General features: G+C 42.6%; 19 protein-coding genes. 9 read left to right on the top strand and 10 right to left on the bottom strand.

From position 1 onward, the window contains the following. Positions 1 to 92: 92 nt before the first annotated feature. From ACIZ62_RS07650 to ACIZ62_RS07660, 3 genes are all read right to left on the bottom strand, one after another. Entirely contained in the window at positions 93 to 923 is an 831-nt protein-coding gene (locus ACIZ62_RS07650; RefSeq protein ID WP_414151638.1) for an FMN-binding protein, read from the bottom strand. Positions 924 to 987: 64 nt separating this feature from the next. Further along, positions 988 to 2610 (bottom strand): putative manganese-dependent inorganic diphosphatase, encoded by a 1623-nt coding sequence (locus ACIZ62_RS07655; RefSeq protein ID WP_414151639.1) that lies wholly within the window; start codon positions 2608 to 2610, stop codon positions 988 to 990. 31 nt (positions 2611 to 2641) lie between these two features. After that, the gene (locus ACIZ62_RS07660) at positions 2642 to 3565 is read right to left on the bottom strand and encodes an alpha/beta hydrolase (protein ID WP_322518747.1); all 924 of its coding nucleotides are present in this window, start codon (positions 3563 to 3565) and stop codon (positions 2642 to 2644) included. A 184-nt stretch (positions 3566 to 3749) separates the two neighbouring features. On the opposite strand from ACIZ62_RS07660, the gene ACIZ62_RS07665 reads away from it, so the two are divergent. From ACIZ62_RS07665 to holA (ACIZ62_RS07675), 3 genes are read left to right on the top strand one after another with little or no spacing between them, the layout of a single operon-like run. After that, positions 3750 to 6170 carry a DNA internalization-related competence protein ComEC/Rec2 gene (locus tag ACIZ62_RS07665; RefSeq protein WP_414151640.1) on the top strand — a complete coding sequence of 807 codons (2421 nt, stop codon included), beginning with the start codon at positions 3750 to 3752 and terminating at the stop codon, positions 6168 to 6170. A 59-nt stretch (positions 6171 to 6229) separates the two neighbouring features. Further along, positions 6230 to 6793 (top strand): DNA polymerase III subunit delta, encoded by a 564-nt coding sequence (gene holA / locus ACIZ62_RS07670; RefSeq protein WP_414151641.1) that lies wholly within the window; start codon positions 6230 to 6232, stop codon positions 6791 to 6793. Next, positions 6759 to 7247 carry a DNA polymerase III subunit delta gene (holA, locus tag ACIZ62_RS07675; RefSeq protein ID WP_414151642.1) on the top strand — a complete coding sequence of 163 codons (489 nt, stop codon included), beginning with the start codon at positions 6759 to 6761 and terminating at the stop codon, positions 7245 to 7247. Before holA (ACIZ62_RS07670) ends, holA (ACIZ62_RS07675) begins: the two co-directional genes overlap by 35 nt. Before the next feature lie 182 nt (positions 7248 to 7429). Here holA (ACIZ62_RS07675) and rpsT read toward each other — a convergent pair whose 3' ends face one another. Then, entirely contained in the window at positions 7430 to 7696 is a 267-nt protein-coding gene (rpsT, locus tag ACIZ62_RS07680) for a 30S ribosomal protein S20 (protein WP_111887256.1), read from the bottom strand. 179 nt (positions 7697 to 7875) lie between these two features. Between rpsT and lepA the strand changes: the two genes are divergently transcribed. Beyond that, on the top strand, positions 7876 to 9681 hold the full coding sequence (gene lepA, locus ACIZ62_RS07685) for a translation elongation factor 4 (RefSeq protein WP_111887255.1): 1806 nt from the start codon (positions 7876 to 7878) through the stop codon (positions 9679 to 9681). Between the two features lie 65 nt (positions 9682 to 9746). On the opposite strand, the gene lsrF is transcribed toward lepA, so the two are convergent. Genes lsrF through ACIZ62_RS07705 form a run of 4 tightly spaced genes read right to left on the bottom strand, consistent with a single transcriptional unit; the run spans position 9747 to position 12640 of the window. After that, on the bottom strand, positions 9747 to 10625 hold the full coding sequence (gene lsrF / locus ACIZ62_RS07690; RefSeq protein WP_111887254.1) for a 3-hydroxy-5-phosphonooxypentane-2,4-dione thiolase: 879 nt from the start codon (positions 10623 to 10625) through the stop codon (positions 9747 to 9749). A gap of 2 nt (positions 10626 to 10627) precedes the next feature. Next, positions 10628 to 11626 (bottom strand): dihydroxyacetone kinase subunit DhaK, encoded by a 999-nt coding sequence (locus tag ACIZ62_RS07695; protein WP_111887253.1) that lies wholly within the window; start codon positions 11624 to 11626, stop codon positions 10628 to 10630. A 41-nt stretch (positions 11627 to 11667) separates the two neighbouring features. Continuing rightward, the gene (locus ACIZ62_RS07700) at positions 11668 to 11988 is read right to left on the bottom strand and encodes a VOC family protein (protein WP_111887252.1); all 321 of its coding nucleotides are present in this window, start codon (positions 11986 to 11988) and stop codon (positions 11668 to 11670) included. Positions 11989 to 12013: 25 nt separating this feature from the next. Beyond that, positions 12014 to 12640, bottom strand: coding sequence for a dihydroxyacetone kinase subunit L (locus ACIZ62_RS07705; protein WP_162624424.1), 627 nt, complete (start codon positions 12638 to 12640; stop codon positions 12014 to 12016). A 205-nt stretch (positions 12641 to 12845) separates the two neighbouring features. Between ACIZ62_RS07705 and ACIZ62_RS07710 the strand changes: the two genes are divergently transcribed. Next, positions 12846 to 13769 (top strand): sugar-binding transcriptional regulator, encoded by a 924-nt coding sequence (locus ACIZ62_RS07710; protein WP_111887250.1) that lies wholly within the window; start codon positions 12846 to 12848, stop codon positions 13767 to 13769. A gap of 168 nt (positions 13770 to 13937) precedes the next feature. After that, positions 13938 to 14705, top strand: a complete 768-nt coding sequence (locus ACIZ62_RS07715) for a DeoR/GlpR family DNA-binding transcription regulator (protein ID WP_111887249.1) — start codon at positions 13938 to 13940, stop codon at positions 14703 to 14705. A 104-nt stretch (positions 14706 to 14809) separates the two neighbouring features. Here the strand turns inward: ACIZ62_RS07715 and ACIZ62_RS07720 are convergent, their stop codons facing one another. Further along, positions 14810 to 15808, bottom strand: a complete 999-nt coding sequence (locus ACIZ62_RS07720; protein WP_111887248.1) for a dihydroxyacetone kinase subunit DhaK — start codon at positions 15806 to 15808, stop codon at positions 14810 to 14812. A gap of 283 nt (positions 15809 to 16091) precedes the next feature. Between ACIZ62_RS07720 and ACIZ62_RS07725 the strand changes: the two genes are divergently transcribed. The 3 genes from ACIZ62_RS07725 to ACIZ62_RS07735 all read left to right on the top strand — a co-directional run bounded on the left by ACIZ62_RS07725 (position 16092) and on the right by ACIZ62_RS07735 (position 18678). Further along, positions 16092 to 16805 (top strand): LytR/AlgR family response regulator transcription factor, encoded by a 714-nt coding sequence (locus ACIZ62_RS07725; RefSeq protein ID WP_414151643.1) that lies wholly within the window; start codon positions 16092 to 16094, stop codon positions 16803 to 16805. Beyond that, a complete protein-coding gene (locus tag ACIZ62_RS07730) occupies positions 16802 to 17662 on the top strand; it encodes a sensor histidine kinase (RefSeq protein WP_414151644.1) in 861 nt (286 codons plus the stop codon). The genes ACIZ62_RS07725 and ACIZ62_RS07730 overlap by 4 nt, the downstream gene beginning before the upstream one ends. 86 nt (positions 17663 to 17748) lie before the next feature. Beyond that, entirely contained in the window at positions 17749 to 18678 is a 930-nt protein-coding gene (locus ACIZ62_RS07735; protein WP_414151645.1) for a sugar-binding domain-containing protein, read from the top strand. A 138-nt stretch (positions 18679 to 18816) separates the two neighbouring features. On the opposite strand, the gene ACIZ62_RS07740 is transcribed toward ACIZ62_RS07735, so the two are convergent. Continuing rightward, on the bottom strand, positions 18817 to 20733 hold the full coding sequence (locus tag ACIZ62_RS07740) for a DUF2207 domain-containing protein (protein WP_322518740.1): 1917 nt from the start codon (positions 20731 to 20733) through the stop codon (positions 18817 to 18819). Positions 20734 to 20764: the final 31 nt, after the last annotated feature.

The raw sequence follows: 20764 nt of genomic DNA on the forward strand, positions 1-20764 counted from the left end.
ATGCACTGGCCATTGCTTTATTATAACACAGCTTTAACATTTGTCAAGAATTTCAGTTGAATTTAAGTAATAAAATTTAAATTGGTAAGGCATCAAAAGGGCGATCTCGCTTCTCTTAGTAGTCGCAGACACTCCTCGTATTTGGCTTTCTCATGGATTGCATCATTGGCAGGAAATGCTGATTCCAGGGATTGATTATTGACTGCCGTTTGAGTTATTGTGTCAAATAAAGCATTGAAATCTGCGTTTTCCGGAGAATCAGTTGATTTGCGTTTTGATTTTCCGTCTTCGGTTATAATTTCATCGTAATTAAGAGCAGTCAGAGTTGAACCATTAAAAGTGGCTTCCAGGACTCCTTGATAGCCATCGTGATCGGGTGGGGTGATGATCGTGTAGGTATCAAGGGTATCAATTTTTATTGGTTCTTGATCACCTTTTTTAGCTTGAGCAAAAATTTTCTTTGCCAATTTTACATAGCGTTCAGATGTTTGGGTCGCCCCAGAGATAGCATCTATTTCATCAGGGTTTTGAGAAGATATCAGTTCGTTATAAAGCCGGAGATAAAGGCTACTTAAATTCGTTACAACTAAATTTGGCCAGGTTTTATCGGGGCCATCCACAGTCAAGCGATCAGTTTTACTTCGATCAATTTCTTGAAAATTCACCTTGGTAATGAGGCCGTTCTTGATGAAAATATTTAATTGTTGAGCGTAACCTCTACCATCATAGTAGCTTGTTGTGGCTGTATACTGGCCGTCGATCAGGGTTTCTAAATTTTTAGTAGGCATAATTGCACCGGTTGTGGGATCGTTAATCAGTTCTTTTTCCACACATCCGGTTAATAAAAGCGGTATCAAGGCAGCAGCCAGGATAAAATTGCCAAGGCGAAAAGCGCTACCAGTTTTAAATTTATTGTTTTGCATCATCATCACCAATTTTCATAGTATCTGTAGTCAGTGCCTATCCAGTGTTTGTTCAGTACTGGCACTAATAAGCTGAGGCGTTCATCAATGGCGGAACGATCTGTTTTTTTCTCGAAAAAACGCCATTCATGTATTTACTGAATTCCCCGGGTTGGAAACCGAACGCCAGCTGAGCAAGATTTTTAGCGTCCCCAGCGATGATCAACTCGGTTCCTCCTAAGATAATGTCGGTGACCATTAAAAGGGTCAGATCCAGGTGTTCTTCCTCACACAATTTATTCATTTCCAGTAAAACCCCATCTAATTTATTAAATATTCCCCGGAAATCCCCAGTGTTAATTTGAGATACCCCAATTTTATAGGACCCCATGGTAAAGAGTTTCCGGTCAGTGGATAGGATTTCAAAAGGGTGCATTTCTTTTAAATTACTACCGGCCACGAGCATTTTTTCACCGTAGCTTTTAACGTCAATCGCAAGCATTTTACCCAATTTCCGGGCGATTGTCCGATCCTCTTTGGTGCAGGTGGGTGAATTAAACAGTAGCGTATCAGAGATAATGGCGCTGAGCATCAGACCCGCCATCACACGAGGGATCGGGATTTTATTTTCATGGTACATTTTTGCAACGATGGTTGCTGTACAGCCAACCGGTTCAATGCGAAGATAGAGAGGTGTGGCGGTTTGTATTTCGGCCACGCGATGGTGGTCGATGACTTCAATGATCTCAGCTTCTTCGACACCAATAATGGATTGATTCCGTTCATTGTGGTCTACCAGAATAACCTTCTTGCGGCTAAAGTCAATCAGGTTACTCCGGGAAATGGTTGAAATGACCTTTCCGTCTTCATCTACTACCGGGAAGCGATCATGATCAGAGGTCAGAATATTCTTTTTGACATCATCGATGGTTTCATAGGTCATAAAATACTCCAGATTATTTTTCTGGTAATATTTTTTTATCGGAATTCCCTGACATAGAAGACGGATAACTTCAAAGGGACCAAAGGCAACGGTTAGAATAGTCCCCTGATAGTCGTTGGGAATTGGCATGTCAAACTCTGGAGACGCGTTTGAAACAATAATGATGCCAGCACCGGTGGATAAAGCCCGGTTTAGATAAATATCCTGCTCAACGGTGACCAGAATGTCCTCGCTTCCCAGGGTTTGACCCGCCTTTATTTCGGTGATGGTGTACACATCCCCGTGCACCAATTCGGATTTGATTGATCCGTAAACACGGGCGTTTAGCAATTCAATAATGTTTTTCAGCGGGGTTTCGCTGTCCCGTAGCAGGGATTTTGAAAAAGCATCTGTGTAAGCTGGAATAATGTCTGACAGGGAAACCATACCGATCAGTTTGTTGTCATCGCTGACCACTGGCAGGGAACGGCCGGGATGATCGATGATCTGCCCCATCGTTTTGGAAACGGAGTCCTTCTCATTGGCCATCGAAAAATCGGTGAGAACCAGATCGGAAACCTGGGGCTTGACATCTTTGATCAATTCGGGCAAATCTGCCCCAAAGGTATCCAGAACAAATTGGGTTTCTTTATTGATCGGCCCCAATCGGGCTGGGAAGACCTGGGGATGTCCCAGGGTTTGTTTTAAGTGGGCATAAGCAATGGCAGAACAGATGGAATCGGTATCTGGATTGCGGTGCCCGAAGACATATACTTTATGGGTCATCGAGGGACCTCCTTTTTGTTTAGATAGTTTATTAGGCATTCAAAAATCGTAGTACGTCCCGATAGACAAGATCTCGTTTATCTTCATTAAGAATTTCATGTCGCATCAGTGGATAGAGAATGAGATTAACCTCTAAAGCGCCAGCATTTTTTAATTTTCGGGTGATATGAACCACTTCTTTGCCCATCCCCCCGACAGGGTCATCCCGACCAGCTAAAAAAAGGAAGGGGAAATCGCTGGGGATTTTTTTAAGGTTGGACGCCTTTGCTGAGTAGTCAATACCATAAAATAAATCGCGGTAAAATCCGGCACTGCAGGTAAATCCACAAAGAGGATCCTCGATATAGGCATCGACATTGTTTTTGTTCATGGAAATCCAATCGTATTCGGTGCGGTTGGGTTTGAATTTTTTATTGTAGCTGCCAAAGGAAAGATCAGAAAGCAGTTTAGAAGGTGTTTTCTCACCCTTTTTTCGGATCTCCCAGCGGGCGATAAGGCTGGCCGTTTTACGCATAAATCTGTTGATGCCGATGGTGGTGCCAATAATAACAGCCCCGTCATAGAGTTCGGCGTGATCGATGACAGCTGTTCGGGTTACCACTGAACCCATGCTGTGTCCGACGATAAACAAGGGTAGATCCGGGTAGATCTCTTTAAGCATGCCGGAGATCTCTCTAACATCTGCGACAACGCGTTTCCAGCCATTACCGCTGTCAAAAAAACCGGGATTGCCAGAATCTATGCCAGTTTGACCATGCCCTCGCTGATCGTGAATGACAGCCAGGTAGGAGTGGCAATATAAAAAGTCCATAAATTCATGATAGCGTCTGGCATGTTCGGCCATGCCATGAACAATCACAACGACACCCTTTGGGTTGGCAGGGCAGGGTGTTTCATAATAAGTCAGCTTCACTTCATCGGAGGCATAAAAACGATTGGTCGTTAAATTAATCATTGGCTGTCCCTTCTTTCGGATTGTCTTTAATCTATTTTCATATTATAACAAAATATCTTAAAAAAAACAGGGTTACCCGTACTAAAAAGAAGATAATCGGTGTATAATTAAGATAAAATTGTTAGGAGTATTGAAAATGAAATTAACGGTACTTGGTAATAAGGGACCCTTTAAGGTTATTTAAATGAAGCGACCGTTATTATGGGGATTTATTACCCTAAGTATGGGTATCGCCGGAGTTTATTATCATTTACCGCCTTGGGTGATGCTTGGTTTCATCGGCTTTCTGGCAGGAGTGCCGTTCTTTCTCAAAAATATCAAAATCGCCCAGATGGTATTCGTCCTTGGGTTATTCGGGGCAGGTGTTATTTTGGGCTACGGAGCCTTTCCGGAGTCGGATGCGTTGGAAACCTTCTATGAAAAAGACGTTTCGCTTATCGGGATAGTCACCGATTATCCGATTCGCTTTGAAAATCGCTTAACCATCAATCTAACGACTAAAGAACTGGTCACGACTGCAGAGAAGAACAATCGTCTTGAGGACGCAAAGGGGATCCGAGCAACGCTCTACTATCAGGCAGATGCGAACGCGACCGACGAGAATGAAGCGTTAGCGACTGCCACAGATCAGCAATTAAACTTTGTACCTGGTGATGTGCTGTTATTACAGGGTAAACTGTCAAAGCCGGCCGGAAAAAGAAATCCTGGCGGTTTTGATTATGGCCTGTATCTAAAATCCCGGTCCATTGACGGGTTGCTGACGATCAAACCCGACAATCTTTTACACATCGGTCAGGAAACGACAGTATTCTACCAGATATTGGGCATTAAAAGAGCCTTGGAAAATCAATTGGAGGCCAGCTTTTCACGGGATGTGTCAGATTTGCTCAAGGGTGTGGTTTTTGGTGAAAAAAATATCAATGAGAATCTGACGAAGCGCTTTCAAGATGCCGGCGTCACCCATGTTTTATCGGTTTCTGGACTCCATGTGGGGTATGTGTTCCTGGCGCTGTCCTTGCTGCTGATAATGGCAAAGATAAAAAAGCGATATTGGATCATTTTTCTGACCCCGGTTTTACTGTGTTACATTGCCATCACCGGGTTTGCACCATCGGTGATCCGGGCGTCGATTATGCTCTTGTGCCTGACTTGGGGACAGGGAATTCATCGGGAACGGGATGCCTTGAATCAACTTAGTTTGGCCGGACTGGTGATTTTAGGGATCTGGCCGGCACAACTATTTCAAGCCGGTTTTCAACTATCGATGGGTGCGGTACTCGGGATTATCCTGTTTTATCGTCCATTACTGTATTTGTATGAGAAATGGCGTAATAGAAAGCGGGTGCACAATAAAATAAAATCCGGCCCGGTGGTTCAGGGCCTGGTCTTGACTTTTTGTGCCACAGTGGGCACAATGCCGATTCTTTTATACCATTTTAAGAGCTTTACATTGATAAGTTTCTTATCTAATTTGCTGGTAGTCCCCTTGATTGGCGTATTTTTGCTAGCCGGGATGGGTTTTCTGATGATCATTTCGATCGTGCCCGTTTTAGCTCCTGTTTTGTCCCTACCGGTGGCATTCTTAGGGGAGTCTATTATTGTCGTGCTGGATGGAATCAATGATCTGGGAAAGGTTGCAAATATTTTGTGGATAAACCGTGGCGGATTATCCCTGGCTGAAACGGGACTGTTTTTACTGCTGGTCTTTCTGATTTCAGGCTATTTTTATCTCCGCCAGCCTTATGTTCGAAACACGGTAATGAGTTTGGGACTAGTGCTGGCGCTAATAGTGATGGCAACGTCGCTGTTTCCCAAAAATCTGGTAGTAACGGTTCTTGATGTCGGTCAGGGTGACAGTATTTTGATTGAGACCCCGGGCGGGCTGAACTATCTGGTCGATGGCGGCGGCTATCTCTTTGAACGATCCAATCGGGTTTCAGATCAGGTGCTGTATCCCGCCTTGTATTCAAAAAACATCCGAGCTCTGGATGCCATCTTTTTAACTCACAACCATGTGGATCATAGTCAGGGGGTTGAGGAACTGGTCTTTGATGGTTATCCGGTTAAAAATTTATTTATGAGTATTCATACGAATAATGAAGCGCTTCTTGATCAGCAGTTGGCTCCGGTTTCTTTGTTAAAAGAGGGATCAGTCATTGAAGGGAGTGACGGTGTGACCATTAAGGTATATAATCCCGAAGGGACAATCATCCCCAAAGAGGACGAACAACAGAATAATGCCTCGCTGGTGATGTCAGTTTCCTATCAAAAGTTCAATCTGCTTTTATGTGGCGATATTGAAGCCGAGGTTGAAGAAAAACTGGCAAAAGAATTTCGTGCCCTTAGCAGTGAACAAGATTTTCAAATCATCAAAATTCCTCATCATGGTAGCAAAACTTCATCCAGTCTGGCATTTCTTCAGGCGGTTGATCCGGAAATAGCAGTGATTTCGGTCGGGGCTAATAATTTTTTTAACCATCCCAGCGATGTGGTAATGGACCGTTTAGCCGCGCAAGAAATGATGACACTGCGAACCGATGAAAGAGGCGCTGTGGAAATTACCAGCAACGGAGAATTTATCCGTATCAATCACTATGTAAATTAAACTTCAACGAATCGTATCCGTCATTAATACGACTCAACTTAAACTAATGGAGAAACGCTGTGAATTATAAAGAACTAAGTAAAAGTGTAAAAAATAAGGAAATCAGCCCGGTCTATTTATTCACCGGCCCAGAACAGTACATCGGTCATATGATGGAAAAAACGCTGATTGGTACTGAGATAGCAAAGGGTCTGGAACCCTTGAATCTAACTACCTACAGTGATAAAAACGTGGATGTGTCGGAACTACTGGCAACCTGTGAAACCTTGCCGATGATGAGTAATAAGCGAATGGTTATCATTCGGGAAGAGGCACAGCTCGATAAAATCACCGATAAAAAAGCTCTGGATCGGATTACCGCTTACCTGGAGAAACCCAGTCCATCGACACTTCTAATTATCTACTGGGAACAGCCGGACAAGCGCAAAAAACTGTACAAAAGTCTAACCAAGGCCGGTTCTCTGGTGGTGTTTGAAAAACTCGATGCCAGTGATCTGACAGCCTGGATTACCCGGCGGATTAAAAATGCCGGAAAAAAAAATCAGCCGTTCCGAATTGGAACTTTTTATGCAGCGGTCGATGTATTTAATGAACGAGAAAAAAACCATGGAAATGGTGGATAATGAACTCAACAGCCTGATTGATTATACTGGGGACCGCAATGAGATAACCAGGGAAGACATTTTGTTGATTCTACCCCAGTCTACTGAAGAGGGGATTTTCAAGCTGATCGACTATGCGGTCAGCGGGCAAAAAGATCAGGCCCTGCTGATGCTCAACCATTTTTATCTTGAAGGGGAATCTCCCTTTGGGGTTTTTAGTCTGCTGCTACGACAAATCCGGATGTTGCTGATGGTCAAAATTTACAACGCCCGGGGACTGTCGGCCAAAGCGGTAGCGACTGAAATGAAACTGGCTCCTTTTATTGTCAACAAGATCTTAAAAAACGGGAAAAATTATCCCATCAATAATTTATGGGAGGTTATGGTGATCGGGGCAGACCTGGATGCCCAGATGAAATTGGGGGAGATTGATCAAAATTTTGCCCTGGAATTGTTTTTGATGAAGATCAGATAAATCCTGATCACTTCGTACCGATGCAAAAAAACATCGGTACGATATGAGCGGGGTGTCGATATAATACAAGCAAGCTTGCGATGGGCTCGTTGCCTTCGCGCAAAAAAAAAGATGTACCTGAGTAAGTACATCTTTGGATAGACCCTAGAGACACGGGTTTTGGGAATATATAAATGAGGTAATTAAGCAGTCATCTTGTTTAAGATTCTAGCCAAAGTACTTTTTTTACGTGCTGCAGTGTTTTTATGTAAAACACCTTTTGTAACAGCCATATCAATTTTCTTTGCTGCTAAACGAAAAGCTTCTTGCGCTGCTTCTACGTTACCTTCAGTAACTGCAAGATCAAAGGTTTTTACAGAAGTCTTAAGATTAGTTTTCACCATCTTATTTCGCAGACGACTGATTTCATTTGTTTTAGCTCGTTTCATAGCCGATTTAATGTTAGCCATGGGTTCACCCCCCTCATTTATTTATAACATAGCAATTCTAACACATTTAAAGCGGATTATCAAGAAAAAACGTGACAAAAAAAATATTTCTTGATAGAATATGAATCTAGGTATAAAAATTAGTGATATAAAGAACCGTTTAACCATTGATATAGATTTGAAAGTAGAGGATAATTAAATTGACAAATAAACAGCACCATACACGAAATTTTTCCATCATTGCCCATATTGATCACGGTAAGTCAACCCTGGCGGATCGACTCATTGAAGACACCGGGTTGATGAGCAAACGCGACATGGAAGAGCAGTTTTTGGATAATATGGATATTGAACGGGAACGGGGTATTACCATTAAGCTTCAAGCCGTCCGCTTGCTCTATACCGCTGATGATGGTGAAGAATATATCTTAAACCTGATTGATACTCCCGGTCATGTGGATTTTACCTATGAGGTTTCCCGCAGTCTGGCGGCCTGTGAAGGGGCACTGCTGATTGTGGACGGCTCCCAGGGGATTGAAGCCCAGACCATAGCCAATGTTTATTTGGCGATGGACAACAATCTGGAGGTTATTCCTGTCATTAACAAGATCGATCTGCTAAGTGCCGATCCCCAGCGGGTCAAGGATGAAATTGAACATGTCATCGGTATTGAAGCCCAGGATGCGCCGCTGATTTCGGCTAAAGCCGGGCTTAACATCCGTGAGGTACTGGAGGCAATTGTCAAAAAAGTGCCGCCACCAAAAGGCGATGTTGATGCACCATTACAGGCACTGATTTTTGATTCTTATTATGATCAGTATCTGGGGGTTATTGCCTCAGTTCGGGTGGTTCAGGGAAAAATTAGAAAAGGCATGAAAATTGATATGATGGCCGTGGGGAAAACCTTCGAGGTTAATGAGGTCGGCGTTTTTGGCAAAGGGTTGTTCCCAATCGACGAACTCTGTGCTGGCGATGTTGGTTATGTCAATGCTGGAATAAAAAATGTTCGGGATACCCGGGTTGGCGATACCATCACCGAAACCGGCAACCCAGCCAAAGAACCCTTGCCGGGTTATAAAAAAGTCACTTCCATGGTTTTTTGTGGTATCTATCCGGCTGACGGTTCCCGTTATGAAGATTTAAAAGAAGCTTTGGCTAAGTTACAACTTAATGATGCATCGCTGCTTTATGAGGCCGAAACATCGATGGCCCTTGGTTTTGGTTTCCGCTGCGGCTTCCTTGGTTTGCTCCACATGGAGATCATTCAGGAACGATTGGAACGGGAATTCAATCTTGATTTGGTCACTACGGCCCCAAGCGTTATTTACAAGGTCATCAAAACCGATGGCACTGAACTATGGGTGGATAATCCCGCCAATCTTCCCGGTCCGGTTGAGATTAAAACCATGGAAGAACCGATTGTCAATGCCGCCATCATGGTGCCGTCGGAATACCTGGGCGCCATTATGGAATTGTGTCAGGAACGTCGGGGTGTCTACCTGACAATGGATTACGTTGAAGAAAATCGCGTTATCCTGAAATATGAATTGCCCCTTAATGAGATTATTTATGATTTCTTTGATGCCCTTAAATCCCGGACTCGGGGTTACGCATCGTTTGATTATGATATCAAAGAATATCGGCCATCGGATCTGGTTAAATTGGATATTCTGCTCAATGGCGAACTGGTGGATGCCTTATCTTTTATTGTTCATCGGGACAAAGCGGCAAATCGGGGACGGTTGATTGCCAAAAAATTAAAAGAAGAAATTCCAAGGCAGATGTTTGAAATTCCCGTTCAAGCCGCGATTGGTACCAAGGTCGTTGCCCGAGAAACAATCCGGGCGATGCGTAAAGATGTTCTGGCCAAATGTTATGGCGGTGATATCAGCCGAAAACGAAAACTGCTGGAAAAACAGAAAGAAGGCAAGAAACGAATGCGCCAGGTTGGTAATGTTGAAGTACCGCAAGAAGCATTTATGGCCGTTCTAAAATTGGATTCCTGATTAAATAAAGGCTGTATTGGATGAATTGCTCATCCAATACAGCCTTTATTGTGATTAACGACAAATTAACGAGAAGAAAGATCAGTGTAAAACGCAAAGGCTTCGGCACCGGTAAAACCTTCATGAACTACCTTACGGATGCTCTGGATCATTGCCGTCGGATTACCCGCCTGGAAGACATTCCGCCCCATATCGACTCCGGCAGCACCTTTTTGAATCGCCTGATAGGTGATTTCCAGGGCGTCCTTTTCGGGAACTTTTTTACCACCGGCAATAACAATGGGGACCGGACAGGCCGCTGTAACTTCTTCAAAGTTATCGCAGTAATAGACCTTCACAATCTGGACCCCGAATTCAGCCAGCATCCGGGTGGCCAGAGAAAAGTATTTGGTGGTTCGCTCCATTTCCTTACCCACCGCCACCACGCCCAGGGTAGGGATGCCATATCGGTTGCCAGCATCCACGGTTTTGATGATATTTTCAATACTCTGGCATTCGTGTTCAGACCCGATAAAGGCCTGAATCGCCATGCAGGTTGCATTCATCCGGATCGCGTCTTCGACATTGACACCGATGATTTCCTTGCTCATATCCTCCTTTAGAACCGAACTTCCGGCAGAACAACGCAGGGCGATGGCTTTGTTATGATCCGGTCGGATACAGGTTCGCAGAGCGCCCCGGGTAGCCATGAGGACGTCCGCATAGTCTAAAAGCGGTGGGATGGCCAGATCCATGCGCTCCAATCCCTGGGTAGGCCCCATGATATAACCGTGATCAAAGGCCAGCATAATGGTATGACCACTGCGGGAGTCAAATATTTTTGACAATCGGGTCTTCATGCCCCAATCCACATCATCCATTCCTTTGACATGAAAATTCCGTTTCGCCATTGGACGGTCAAACCCAAAGTCCTTGGCTTTTTTGATTGAATCCTGATCTGCCATCGCTATCGACTCAAATACGGCGTTTTTGCCGGAGCTTCCCAATAGGCCAGTTTTTCCGGATCCATACGAGCAAAGAAAAGCTGGAAGCCGGCTTGTTCCTGGACTGTTAAAACTTCTTCGACCCAACTGGCGACAATTTTAATACCCTTTTCGCTGAGATAGTGGTGAACCCGACGGAAAACCAGTAGCATCTCCATAATGGTGGTGGCACCGGTACCATTGACAATGACCATCACCTCTTCGCCGGATTTCAGAGCCAGATCTTTAAGGAGTGCATCGGCCATAATCACAGCAGTTTCGTCGGCAGTAGCCATTTTTTGACGCCCGCCACCGCCTTCACCATGCTGGCCCATGCCAACCTCCATTTCATCTTCACCAAGTTCGGCAAAGGATGCACCATTCTGGGGATGGGTGGCAGTTTTGCAGGCAACGGCAATGGTAGCCATATTGTCGGCAAAATCCTGAGCAATCGCGGCCACTTCTGTCAACGATTTACCCTGCGCGGCAGCGGCACCACAGATTTTATAAAGCGGCACACAGCCAACCAGCCCACGGCGGTTGGCAGCGTCAGAGCGGGGCGCATTGGCGATGTCTTCCTGAGTGACCACCTTTATGACGTTTAATCCCAGTTTTTCGACTTCTTTCATGGTTCGGTCACCGGCTAACATATCTCCGGCATGGTTTAACACCACAAAAAGTACACCCTTGCCCTTATCAGCCAGTTTCAGCGCTTCCAGTACGGCTTTGTAACCGGGAGCCGCAAAAATGTCCCCAACAACGGAAATATCAATCATTCCTTCGCCGACAAAACCTTCTAAAGCCGGTTCATGACCGGCACCGCCGATGGTGACAATGGTAACCCGATCGGCAGTCGAAAGACCTTTGTTGATGATCAAATTATGTTCGGTCACCTCAAGGATTTGTGGATTGGCCAGAGCCAGACCTTCTAATAATTCAGCCGTGATATTATCCGGATTGTTAATAAACTTTTTCATTGTCATTACATTTTCCCCCTTTAATAATTATTTAGAACAGTTTAAATTTATTTTATTTCCATCAATTCAATAACCGTGCCATCGACTTTGACAAATGCAATGTCCAGATGTTCGTCAACCGTCATCCGTTCGTTTAAGACAAGGGCCTGATGATCCTTGATAAAGGTATCGATATTGGGAACCTTGTAGGCAATATGGTTAAAATTAACGACATCAGGATGAAGGGGGGTGCCTTCTTCAAATCTCAGATACTCAAACTTGAAAGGGTTGTTGTCTGGCCCTGAAATATGAACCTTTAATCCCTCGGCGTAAAATTCTTCCAATACCGGTTCCGTAACGGGAACACCTACGTGCATAATTTCGTACATTTTTTTCTCCTTTTTAATTTTAGTTTTATGCTAAATATCCTTTGGCCAGCCCTTCGTAGAAAAAGGCGAAGGTAACCGAGCCAGGATCCTTATGACCTAAACAGCGGTCGCCAATGTATCGGGCCCGCCCAAATTTTGCCAGCATCCCGGTCGTGTTATCAGATCCGGTTCGGGCTGCCTGAGCAGCTTTTTTAAGAGTCGTTTTCATGTCTGCGGTGGAACTGCGGATTACCTCGGTGGCCGGGTAGATGGCATCCATCATGGTTTTATCGCCAACAACCGCTTTGGAGGTGGCAAAGAATTCGTCATAGGCTCCGAGCAGAATACTTTTTATGAATGTATCGGTATTAGGTGCATCAGGATCGGCGGCTTCAGCCATACCATAAATAAAAGCGCCAAACAGAGGGCCAGCTGAACCACCACTGACGTCTTCCAAGGCATCAGTGAGGGATTCTAACCCTGTTTTCAGGTTGGTGGTTTGATTCCAGGTTTTTATTTCGTCAAACATGACATTTGTCAGTTTTTTCATGGTTGTACCATGATCCCCATCACCGAGAGCGCAATCCAGTTCAGTTAGGATTTCAACATGATCGGCAATTTCGCCGGCCGCGGCAAGGAGTAAGTCTTTGATTTTCAAGGGTTCCAGTGGCATTAAATCACCTCCACAATCGTTTACATATTTGCCATTAGTATAACAAGTGTCGATCAATAAGTCAAACAAAAATAGCATATGTTAGTAAAAAAAACGGATAAAATTCGAAATATTTTATTAAACGGACAAAAACTTGACATATGTAGAATATTGTTATATATTAAACAAATAAATACTGACATATGTAAAGAAATGGAGTGAACAAATGAAAGAAAAAGAACTAATACGATTGATTCACATTTCAAAATTATATTATGAAGAGAACAAGACACAGGCAGAAATTGCCAGGATTTTGGATATTTCCAGACCCTCAGTGAGTAGTTTATTGAGTAAGGCCAGAAAAGAGGGGATCGTAAGAATTGAGATCCTTTCGTATCAACAATCCAACATCGGTTTGAGTCAGGGCCTATGTCGCCGTTTTGATCTAAAAACCTGTCATGTGGTGGCATCGGCAGAGGCTTTCCATCAGGAGGCGGCAACGGTCTTATTAAGTTTTCTTGAGAAAAGCAAGGTTTTAGGCCTGGGATGGGGATATAATATCAATAAAATCATTGACGCCTTGCCCCAGACAAATATTCGCGAAACGGCCCATGGCATTGTCTGTCCCCTAATTGGAACTGCGACTGTGCCCCATCGAGGATATCATCCCAATGAGTTGGCCACTGATTTATCACATAAAACGGGGTTTCAGGCAGAATATTTAATTAGTCCAGCTTTTCCAACTACCGAACAAGATCAGGAGTTATTCATGAATACCAATAATTATCTAAATATTCTTGAGCGCTGGCGGAAAATGGATACAGCAATTATGACGCTGGGTAGTTTTCCGCTGGTTCCAGACCATGGGACGGCGCTGCGGTTTGGTAAGAAACTCATTCAGGAAAAAGCGGTCGGAAGTCTGCTATCTTATTTTTTTAATGTGCAAGGCGGACAGATTTCCGGAGATGATGATTATGCCATTCAAATTCCTTTAAGACTTTTGACACGGATCAAACATGTTATTGGTATTGTTCCTCCAGAATCCAACACCAATGCAGTTATCAGTTGTTTGCAGAGCGGTTATGTCAAACATCTGGTGATCACAGAACAAAATGCAAAGGACGTTTTGAATCAAATTGAAAGCAATTGACACGTGATTCTTTTGATTAACTTGATGCGGTTATGCTTGCTTTAAAAATGATTTGTAGGTACAATTTATATATCATTGTATACTCTGGTCTTTAGCAAAATATAGTATCCTTGATAATCTGTGAAACTTAGTTTGGGTAAATAACGATATTGAGTAAGGAGAAAACAGATGTTACATATTGACCGCAGAAAAGAAATATTAAACACAATTATGAGCAAAGGCTCGGTTAAAGTGGCCAGTCTTTCAGAAAAGTATGGTGTCGGCGAGGCGACAATCCGACGGGATTTAAAATATTTAGCTGAGGAGTATGGGATTACCTTGTCCTATGGGGGAGCTTTTCGAAAAGAAAAAATTAACTATCAGACGACGTCCGAAATGGATATTTATAAAAAAAGGACCCAGAATATTGAAGAGAAGCGGTTCATTGCACAAAAAGCCGCCAAGCTTATTAAAAACGGCGATACGATCGCATTGAATTCCGGTAGCACCGTCGAACTGATGCTTGACTATCTTGAAAACATCAAAGATATTAATTTAATTACGCTCTCTTTAAGTGCCGCATTAAAGGCATCCGCTATTTCTGGGATCACGGTTTATATGCCGGGCGGGAAGCTTCGCAGTTTTTCTGGTGCATTTTACGGTAAAAAGGCCAATGAATTTTTAAAAAGTTTCAATATTGATAAGGCATTCATAGGGGTGATGGCGGTGTCAATTGATAAAGGGATTACACATGGTGCTTTTGAAGAGATAGAAATCAATCAGACAATTCATGAAATCAGTCGCAAGCGTTACCTCATGGCAGATTACTCGAAATTTGATAAGGTCTCGCTGACAAAAATGATTGATTTGAATGTTTTCGACGGTTTTGTCTTGGATGATAAAGTCCCAGAGATATACAGGGAATACTGTAAAAGTAATGGTATTGAGATGATTTAAAGTTTAAAAATAAAGAACGTCGCGAATCTCGTTTTTGATTCGCGACGTTCTTATTTTGTTAATAGGCAGGTTAGGAGTGGATAAAACTTAAAAGAATCAGGTCTTTATCGCACTAAATAAGGCGTACGTGCCGGTGCATTCCAATACCAGAGGTTTTGTGCATTCATGCGGGCAAAAAATAATTGAAATCCGGCTTGTTCCTGAACGGTTAGAACTTCTTCAACCCAATTTGCCACAATTCGGATCCCTTTCGCACTTAGATATTTATGAACGCATCTAAAAATGATCAACATCTCCATGATCGTAGTAGACCCCGTACCATTGACAATCACCATAATTTCTTCGCCAGCACAGAGGTTTAAATCGGTAATGAGCAAATCGGTCATCAGAATGGCCGTTTCATCGGCATTCTTCATTTTTTGACGGTCACCGCCACCTTCGCCATGCTGGCCCATGCCAATTTCCATTTCATCAGTCCCAAGGACCGAAAAAGCGGAACCGTTTTGAGGATGAGTAGCTGTTTTGCAGGCGACGGCTATGGTAGCCATATTATCGGCAAAGTCTTGAGCAATGGCAGTAACATCCTGAAGGGATTTCCCCTGGGCGGCGGCGGCGCCGACAATTTTATAAAGGGGGACACATCCCACCAGACCGCGGCGTCTGTCCGCAGCGGTACGGGGGGCGTAGGCAACATCCTCCCGGGTAACAACCATCGATACCGCGATTCCGGCACGACGTGCTTCTTCTAGGGTTTGGGTTCCAGCCAGCATATCACTGGCATGGTTTAAGACAATTAAAACAATACCCTTGCCCTTGTCGGCAAGACGAAGTGCTTCAAGAACAGCCTTATATCCAGGCGCAGCAAAGATATCACCAACAACAGCAACATCGATCATGCCTTCGCCAACAAATCCTTCAAAGGCAGGTTCATGACCAGATCCTCCCAGGGTTACAATCGTAACACGATTGGCCGTTTTAAGTCCTTTGTTGACGACAAGATTATGGGGTTTTACCTCGAGAAGAAATGGATTGGCCAGTGCCAAACCTTCTAGTAATTCGGAGGTTATGTTTTCCGGTTTATTAATGAATTTTCTCAGCGTCATGATGGGGTTCCTTTGTATTTTAACGTTTTGATTGAATAATTCCAACTGATGTTTTAAGGTAATATTATAATCACAATTTACCAAAAACTTAAATCGAATGGGAATAATTAATACTAGCAAATTTTGCCGTTTAAAACAATAATGATGTCACGAAAACAAAGTTTGATGTCATCAAAAATAACAGAAAGAGGAGAAATGAGAGTAAAAGATTGTAACAAGAACATTTATACGATATAATAATTCATTGAAAAGTTCAGTTTCGGCTGGAATAAAAGGTGAAAAGATGTTAAAAATTGCAGTCTGCGAAGATGAGGAACAACATAAAAAAATACTGGTAGATCTGATTAGTCGATATCCATTTAAAACCGATTATTGTTTAACCACATTTCAGTATGGCTATGAACTTATTGCAGCAAGTAACCGTGGTAGTGTGTTTGATGTTATTTTTCTAGACATGCGCTTAGATCAGGAAGATGGCATTGATATCGCAAATGAAATCAGAAAATCGGGTAATACTGCCCGTATTATTATTACAACATCCTTAATTGAATATGCTGTTTTGGGTTATTCAGTTAGCGCCAGCGATTTTTTATTAAAACCATTCCCGCAAGAAAAATTATTTCAAGTTTTAGAAAAACTGGAAAATGACATAAAAAACTCAAGATCTAATTTTTATGAAATTGATATAAACAATGAAAAAATATTTTTAAAAAGTGATGAAATACTATACTTTGAGAGTCTTGGCAGAAAAATGAAAGTCGTTACCTTTGATGAGGCGTATGAATACTACGATAAGATCACAGCACTACAAAAAGAGCTTGATCCAGTTCGCTTTGTTTTATGTCATCGATCTTATATTGTTAATCTCAAGAATGTAAAAAGCATCAAGATGAAAATGGCAGTATTAAAAAATGGTGTGATGATTCCTATCAGTCCCAAAAGAAATCAGAAAGTTTACGATGCCTTCACGCGGTATATGGCGGGATCGATGGAATGAAGAATTCATCAATCATTCGAAATATTATACTGATTAGTATTCCGGTTATCAGTTTAATTGTCGGCATGAACCTTTATTTTATTGATGTTCATGTCGAAGGTCGGCATTTGGTAGGATTCGCTTCACTGGGTGCCCTGGTCTATATCAATGTGGTTATTTTCATAATCTTTAAAGTCTGGGATCATGAGTCTAAAAAGACAAATGAATATAAGACGGCAAATGTTCAGTTGGAACTCCAACAAAAACACTATAAAGAAATGCTGGAAAAGAACTATGAGGTAAGAGGATTATGGCATGATATGAACAACCATATCATCACCATGCAGTATTTAATCAAGAATCAGGCTTTTGATGAAATTGAAGATTACCTGAAGCAGTTTCACGAATTGCTTCAGAATGCGGTGGATCATAATCGTTCTGGAAATTATGTGGTCGATGCATTGCTAAACTATAAAATCAAGGTTGCATCTGATCATCAGATAAATTTTGATCATTACATTGCGATTCCGGAAAACCTGAAAATGAACAGTATCGATCTGTCGATTATACTGGGGAATGTTCTGGACAATGCCATTGAGGGATGCCTGCGGGATGCCCGGCAGAATCATGACAAAATTATCAAGTTTAATATGTACTACAAGCGGGAGAGCTTGCTCATTGACATTGAAAACACCATTGATCGGACAACGATTCAAAAAGCGGGGAATAACATGGTCAGTAGCAAACGGATTGAGGACAATCAAAGTGGTTATGGTATTTCTAATGTTAAACAGGTTTTGAAAAATTACGAAGGAAACATGGTGACTCAAATCCTCGATGATCGCTTTAAATGCACGATTTTGATTCCTCTGGACTAAATTGTAATGAAATCCGTAAAATTGACAAAAGCTGATGAATGGGTTATATTATATCTGCATTTAAAGCGTCAAGGTGAGGTGATTTGTTGAAAGAAAAAGAATTGTGCCGTTTAATACATGTTTCTCAATTATATTATGAGGAAAACAAAACCCAGTCTGAAATTGCCAGAGATCTAGATATATCACGTCCTGCGGTCAGTTACCTTTTAAATAAGGCCAGAAAAGCGGGGATCGTAAAAATTGATGTACTTTCCTACCATCGTACGATCAGAGGAATCAGACATGAATTGTGTCACATTTTTAACTTAAAAAGCTGTCGTGTGGTGACGTTGCCGGACGACCTTTATCAAATTGGGGCAGATGTGCTCGTGGAATTCTTGCCCAAAACAAAGATACTCGGTTTGGGTTGGGGTTATAATATTGATAAGATTATTGCCAAATTTAAAAAAAGTCCGGGAGAACTTAATAGCGGTGTAATCTGTCCGCTTATTGGCGCAATAACGGCGCCCCAGCGTGGTTATCACCCAGATGATCTGGTCAAGGCGCTCGCTCAAAAAACTGATCGCCTAGGTCAAGTTCTTAATTGCCCAGCCATTCCCGCCACCGCCAAAGAGCAGGCTCAGGTGATGGCGACTGAAGATTATAAACGCATCGAAGACTATTGGAAAAAGACGACAACAGCACTGATAACCCTGGGAAGCTTTCCCTCAGTACCGGACCATGGTTCAGCAATGCGGTTTGGCAGAAAACTAATCAAAGAAAAGGCTGTCGGTTGCCTGCTCACATATTTTTTTAATCCTCAGGGGGAATTAATTCCGAGTGAGGATGACTTCGCCATTCAAATTCCGTTAGAGCAGTTAGCCCGGGTCAGAGATGTCATCGGATTTGTGCCTCAGGAAGCTAATGTTGCTTCGATTATCAGTGGGCTGAAAACCGGTTATTTTAAGCATCTGATTATTACCGAAACACTGGCAAGTGAAATAATTAACCAAATGGATGAAAACAAAAGTGTTTAGTAAGGAAACAAAAAAGAGGAAACTAAAAAAACGTCGGATCATCAAAATGATTCGACGTTTTTTTATTGGTAAAATATTGTTTCAAAACGGAATGGTCATCGGTATCTTCAGCCGGTTTAGATTTTAGAGAAAGGGTGATTACCAGCCACCGACGCCACCGCCACCGCCACCACCGCCGGAGAAACCGCCACCGCCGGAGAAACCACCACCGCCGAATCCACCGGATCCGGAGTTGGGCGGAACAATAATATCAGATGCGATACTGTTCATACTCCGTGTTAAACTTGAAACGAACAATAACGAGGTGAAATTATTGCCATATGTGGTACCATAATACCAACTGGGTTGTTCAATAGCAATGGACTCAAAATTCTTGGCCCACTTATCAGTGACTCCCAATACATAGGCATAGGGTAGAATATTGAAAAAATACTGGGGATTTTCATTGACTAAAGCAAGAATCCGATCCTTTTCGGCTTTTTCGATGAAATTTTTAAAGCCCAGAACCTGTCCCAGCCATAGTCGTCCCGTTTCCGTCCGCCTGGTTGCAATTATCTGGAAAAAGGCGGTGCCATAAGTAGTCAGTAGTGCCAGCAAAGCCGGGAGCAGGGAATTGTATTCCAGCAGGATGTTAATAACGATCAAAATCAATGCCGCTACGATCAAGATAACGATGCCCAGAATCATCTGGCCCACTGTTTTTTTTCTGGCCACTCCGTTGCGGTTTCGGAGTGCTGATGTAATGATATTAGCACCCAAAACGGTGGGAGCAACGGCAAAGCAGGAGACAATGCCGACAAAGATTAATCCTTCAAAAAAGGGCGTAAACATGCCGATTTTATAAGCGCTATTGATAACATAAGCCAGTAGTGGCAGGGACATAATGATACTGATAATTGCCAGACCAACCTTTGAAGCCAGGGTAAAGATCTGATTGTTCGGGATATCAAAATAGCCTTTGATTTGTTCCTTGGTTGCTACGATGGTATCGTAGAAGCTGTCGGGAACACTAGCAGTTGAAAAACTGTCTTTCTGATCAAAAATGCCGTTAAAAAAGGTGTGCTCAAAATCCTCGGATGTTTCCGGCAGGTTTTTTACCTTATGAAAGATGAACTTTTTCTTATCCACCTGTTCAATGGTCATATAGCCCTTATCGGCCCAATACATGAGTAAGGACATTACTTCAGGTTTATCTAAGGCACCATCGACAATAAAACCGATTTGTGAGGGGGTAAAATTCTGCGGTGGATAAAATTCCACTGTTTCCACCGGTCTCTTATCGCGGCCGGCGAAAAACCAGATTAGGGCACCGCCAAGCAGTGATAGACCAAAAATGATATACATAAATGGTAAGAATTCGTCACCAGTGAAAGCGCCGACAAAATAACCTTCGGGTAAATTTATTTTTAGTGTAACACCTTCATTAGGTAAGAGTGGACGGTTTAATGTTCCTTCGATGGTTGTACCATTAACTGAAAAATCAACGGCAGTTGTGTCGAGACTTCCATAAGTACCGGTTAAAAATTCTACATTATTTGCATCGAAAGCTTTAGGCATATTAATTACGAAATGTCCACCAAGAATATTGGTGTTTGTTTGATGTCCGATAATGTCATAATAAACATCGTCCATAGAATCAATTTTATCATCACCAGGGTTCCAATTAAATGAGAGCGGATAAATCTGAGTCCCACTAACATATTCATCGCCGGAACCTATTTTTATTACATAACTGTCATTTTCAGTATAAGTTTCGTAAGTCCATCCCGGAACGGTTATGTTGGTTACGCGGGCGTTGTAAGGAGTTTCAATAGATTGACCATCAATTTCCCGATAAAATGTACCTTTATAATTGATAAACTGATAAATTCCATGAAGGGGCTGAGAAAAAGTAACGGTTAGACGTTCATCGATATCATAGGCGTGGTTTTCTTGAACGTTCATGGTGACATCATATTGGTTGATATCAAAAGACTCCTTCGCAAAGGTGCTTCCGGGAAAAAGAATTCCTAAAAGAAGAAGGCTTAGAAGTATCAAGGTGCTTTGCTTTTTCACATGGTTTACCTCCCATAAATTTTAACTGACA

It is taken from the genome of Acetobacterium carbinolicum, assembly GCF_047456275.1.
GTDB classification, from domain to species: Bacteria; Bacillota; Clostridia; order Eubacteriales; family Eubacteriaceae; genus Acetobacterium; species Acetobacterium carbinolicum.

Coding starts and splice junctions, on each gene's coding strand:
- ACIZ62_RS07650 (WP_414151638.1), bottom strand. CDS start 923: ATGCAAAACAATAAATTTAAAACTGGTAGCGCTTTTCGCCTTGGCAAT.
- ACIZ62_RS07655 (WP_414151639.1), bottom strand. CDS start 2,610: ATGACCCATAAAGTATATGTCTTCGGGCACCGCAATCCAGATACCGAT.
- ACIZ62_RS07660 (WP_322518747.1), bottom strand. CDS start 3,565: ATGATTAATTTAACGACCAATCGTTTTTATGCCTCCGATGAAGTGAAG.
- ACIZ62_RS07665 (WP_414151640.1), top strand. CDS start 3,750: ATGAAGCGACCGTTATTATGGGGATTTATTACCCTAAGTATGGGTATC.
- holA (WP_414151642.1), top strand. CDS start 6,759: ATGAACGAGAAAAAAACCATGGAAATGGTGGATAATGAACTCAACAGC.
- rpsT (WP_111887256.1), bottom strand. CDS start 7,696: ATGGCTAACATTAAATCGGCTATGAAACGAGCTAAAACAAATGAAATC.
- lsrF (WP_111887254.1), bottom strand. CDS start 10,625: ATGGCAGATCAGGATTCAATCAAAAAAGCCAAGGACTTTGGGTTTGAC.
- ACIZ62_RS07695 (WP_111887253.1), bottom strand. CDS start 11,626: ATGACAATGAAAAAGTTTATTAACAATCCGGATAATATCACGGCTGAA.
- ACIZ62_RS07700 (WP_111887252.1), bottom strand. CDS start 11,988: ATGTACGAAATTATGCACGTAGGTGTTCCCGTTACGGAACCGGTATTG.
- ACIZ62_RS07705 (WP_162624424.1), bottom strand. CDS start 12,640: ATGCCACTGGAACCCTTGAAAATCAAAGACTTACTCCTTGCCGCGGCC.
- ACIZ62_RS07710 (WP_111887250.1), top strand. CDS start 12,846: ATGAAAGAAAAAGAACTAATACGATTGATTCACATTTCAAAATTATAT.
- ACIZ62_RS07715 (WP_111887249.1), top strand. CDS start 13,938: ATGTTACATATTGACCGCAGAAAAGAAATATTAAACACAATTATGAGC.
- ACIZ62_RS07720 (WP_111887248.1), bottom strand. CDS start 15,808: ATGACGCTGAGAAAATTCATTAATAAACCGGAAAACATAACCTCCGAA.
- ACIZ62_RS07725 (WP_414151643.1), top strand. CDS start 16,092: ATGTTAAAAATTGCAGTCTGCGAAGATGAGGAACAACATAAAAAAATA.
- ACIZ62_RS07730 (WP_414151644.1), top strand. CDS start 16,802: ATGAAGAATTCATCAATCATTCGAAATATTATACTGATTAGTATTCCG.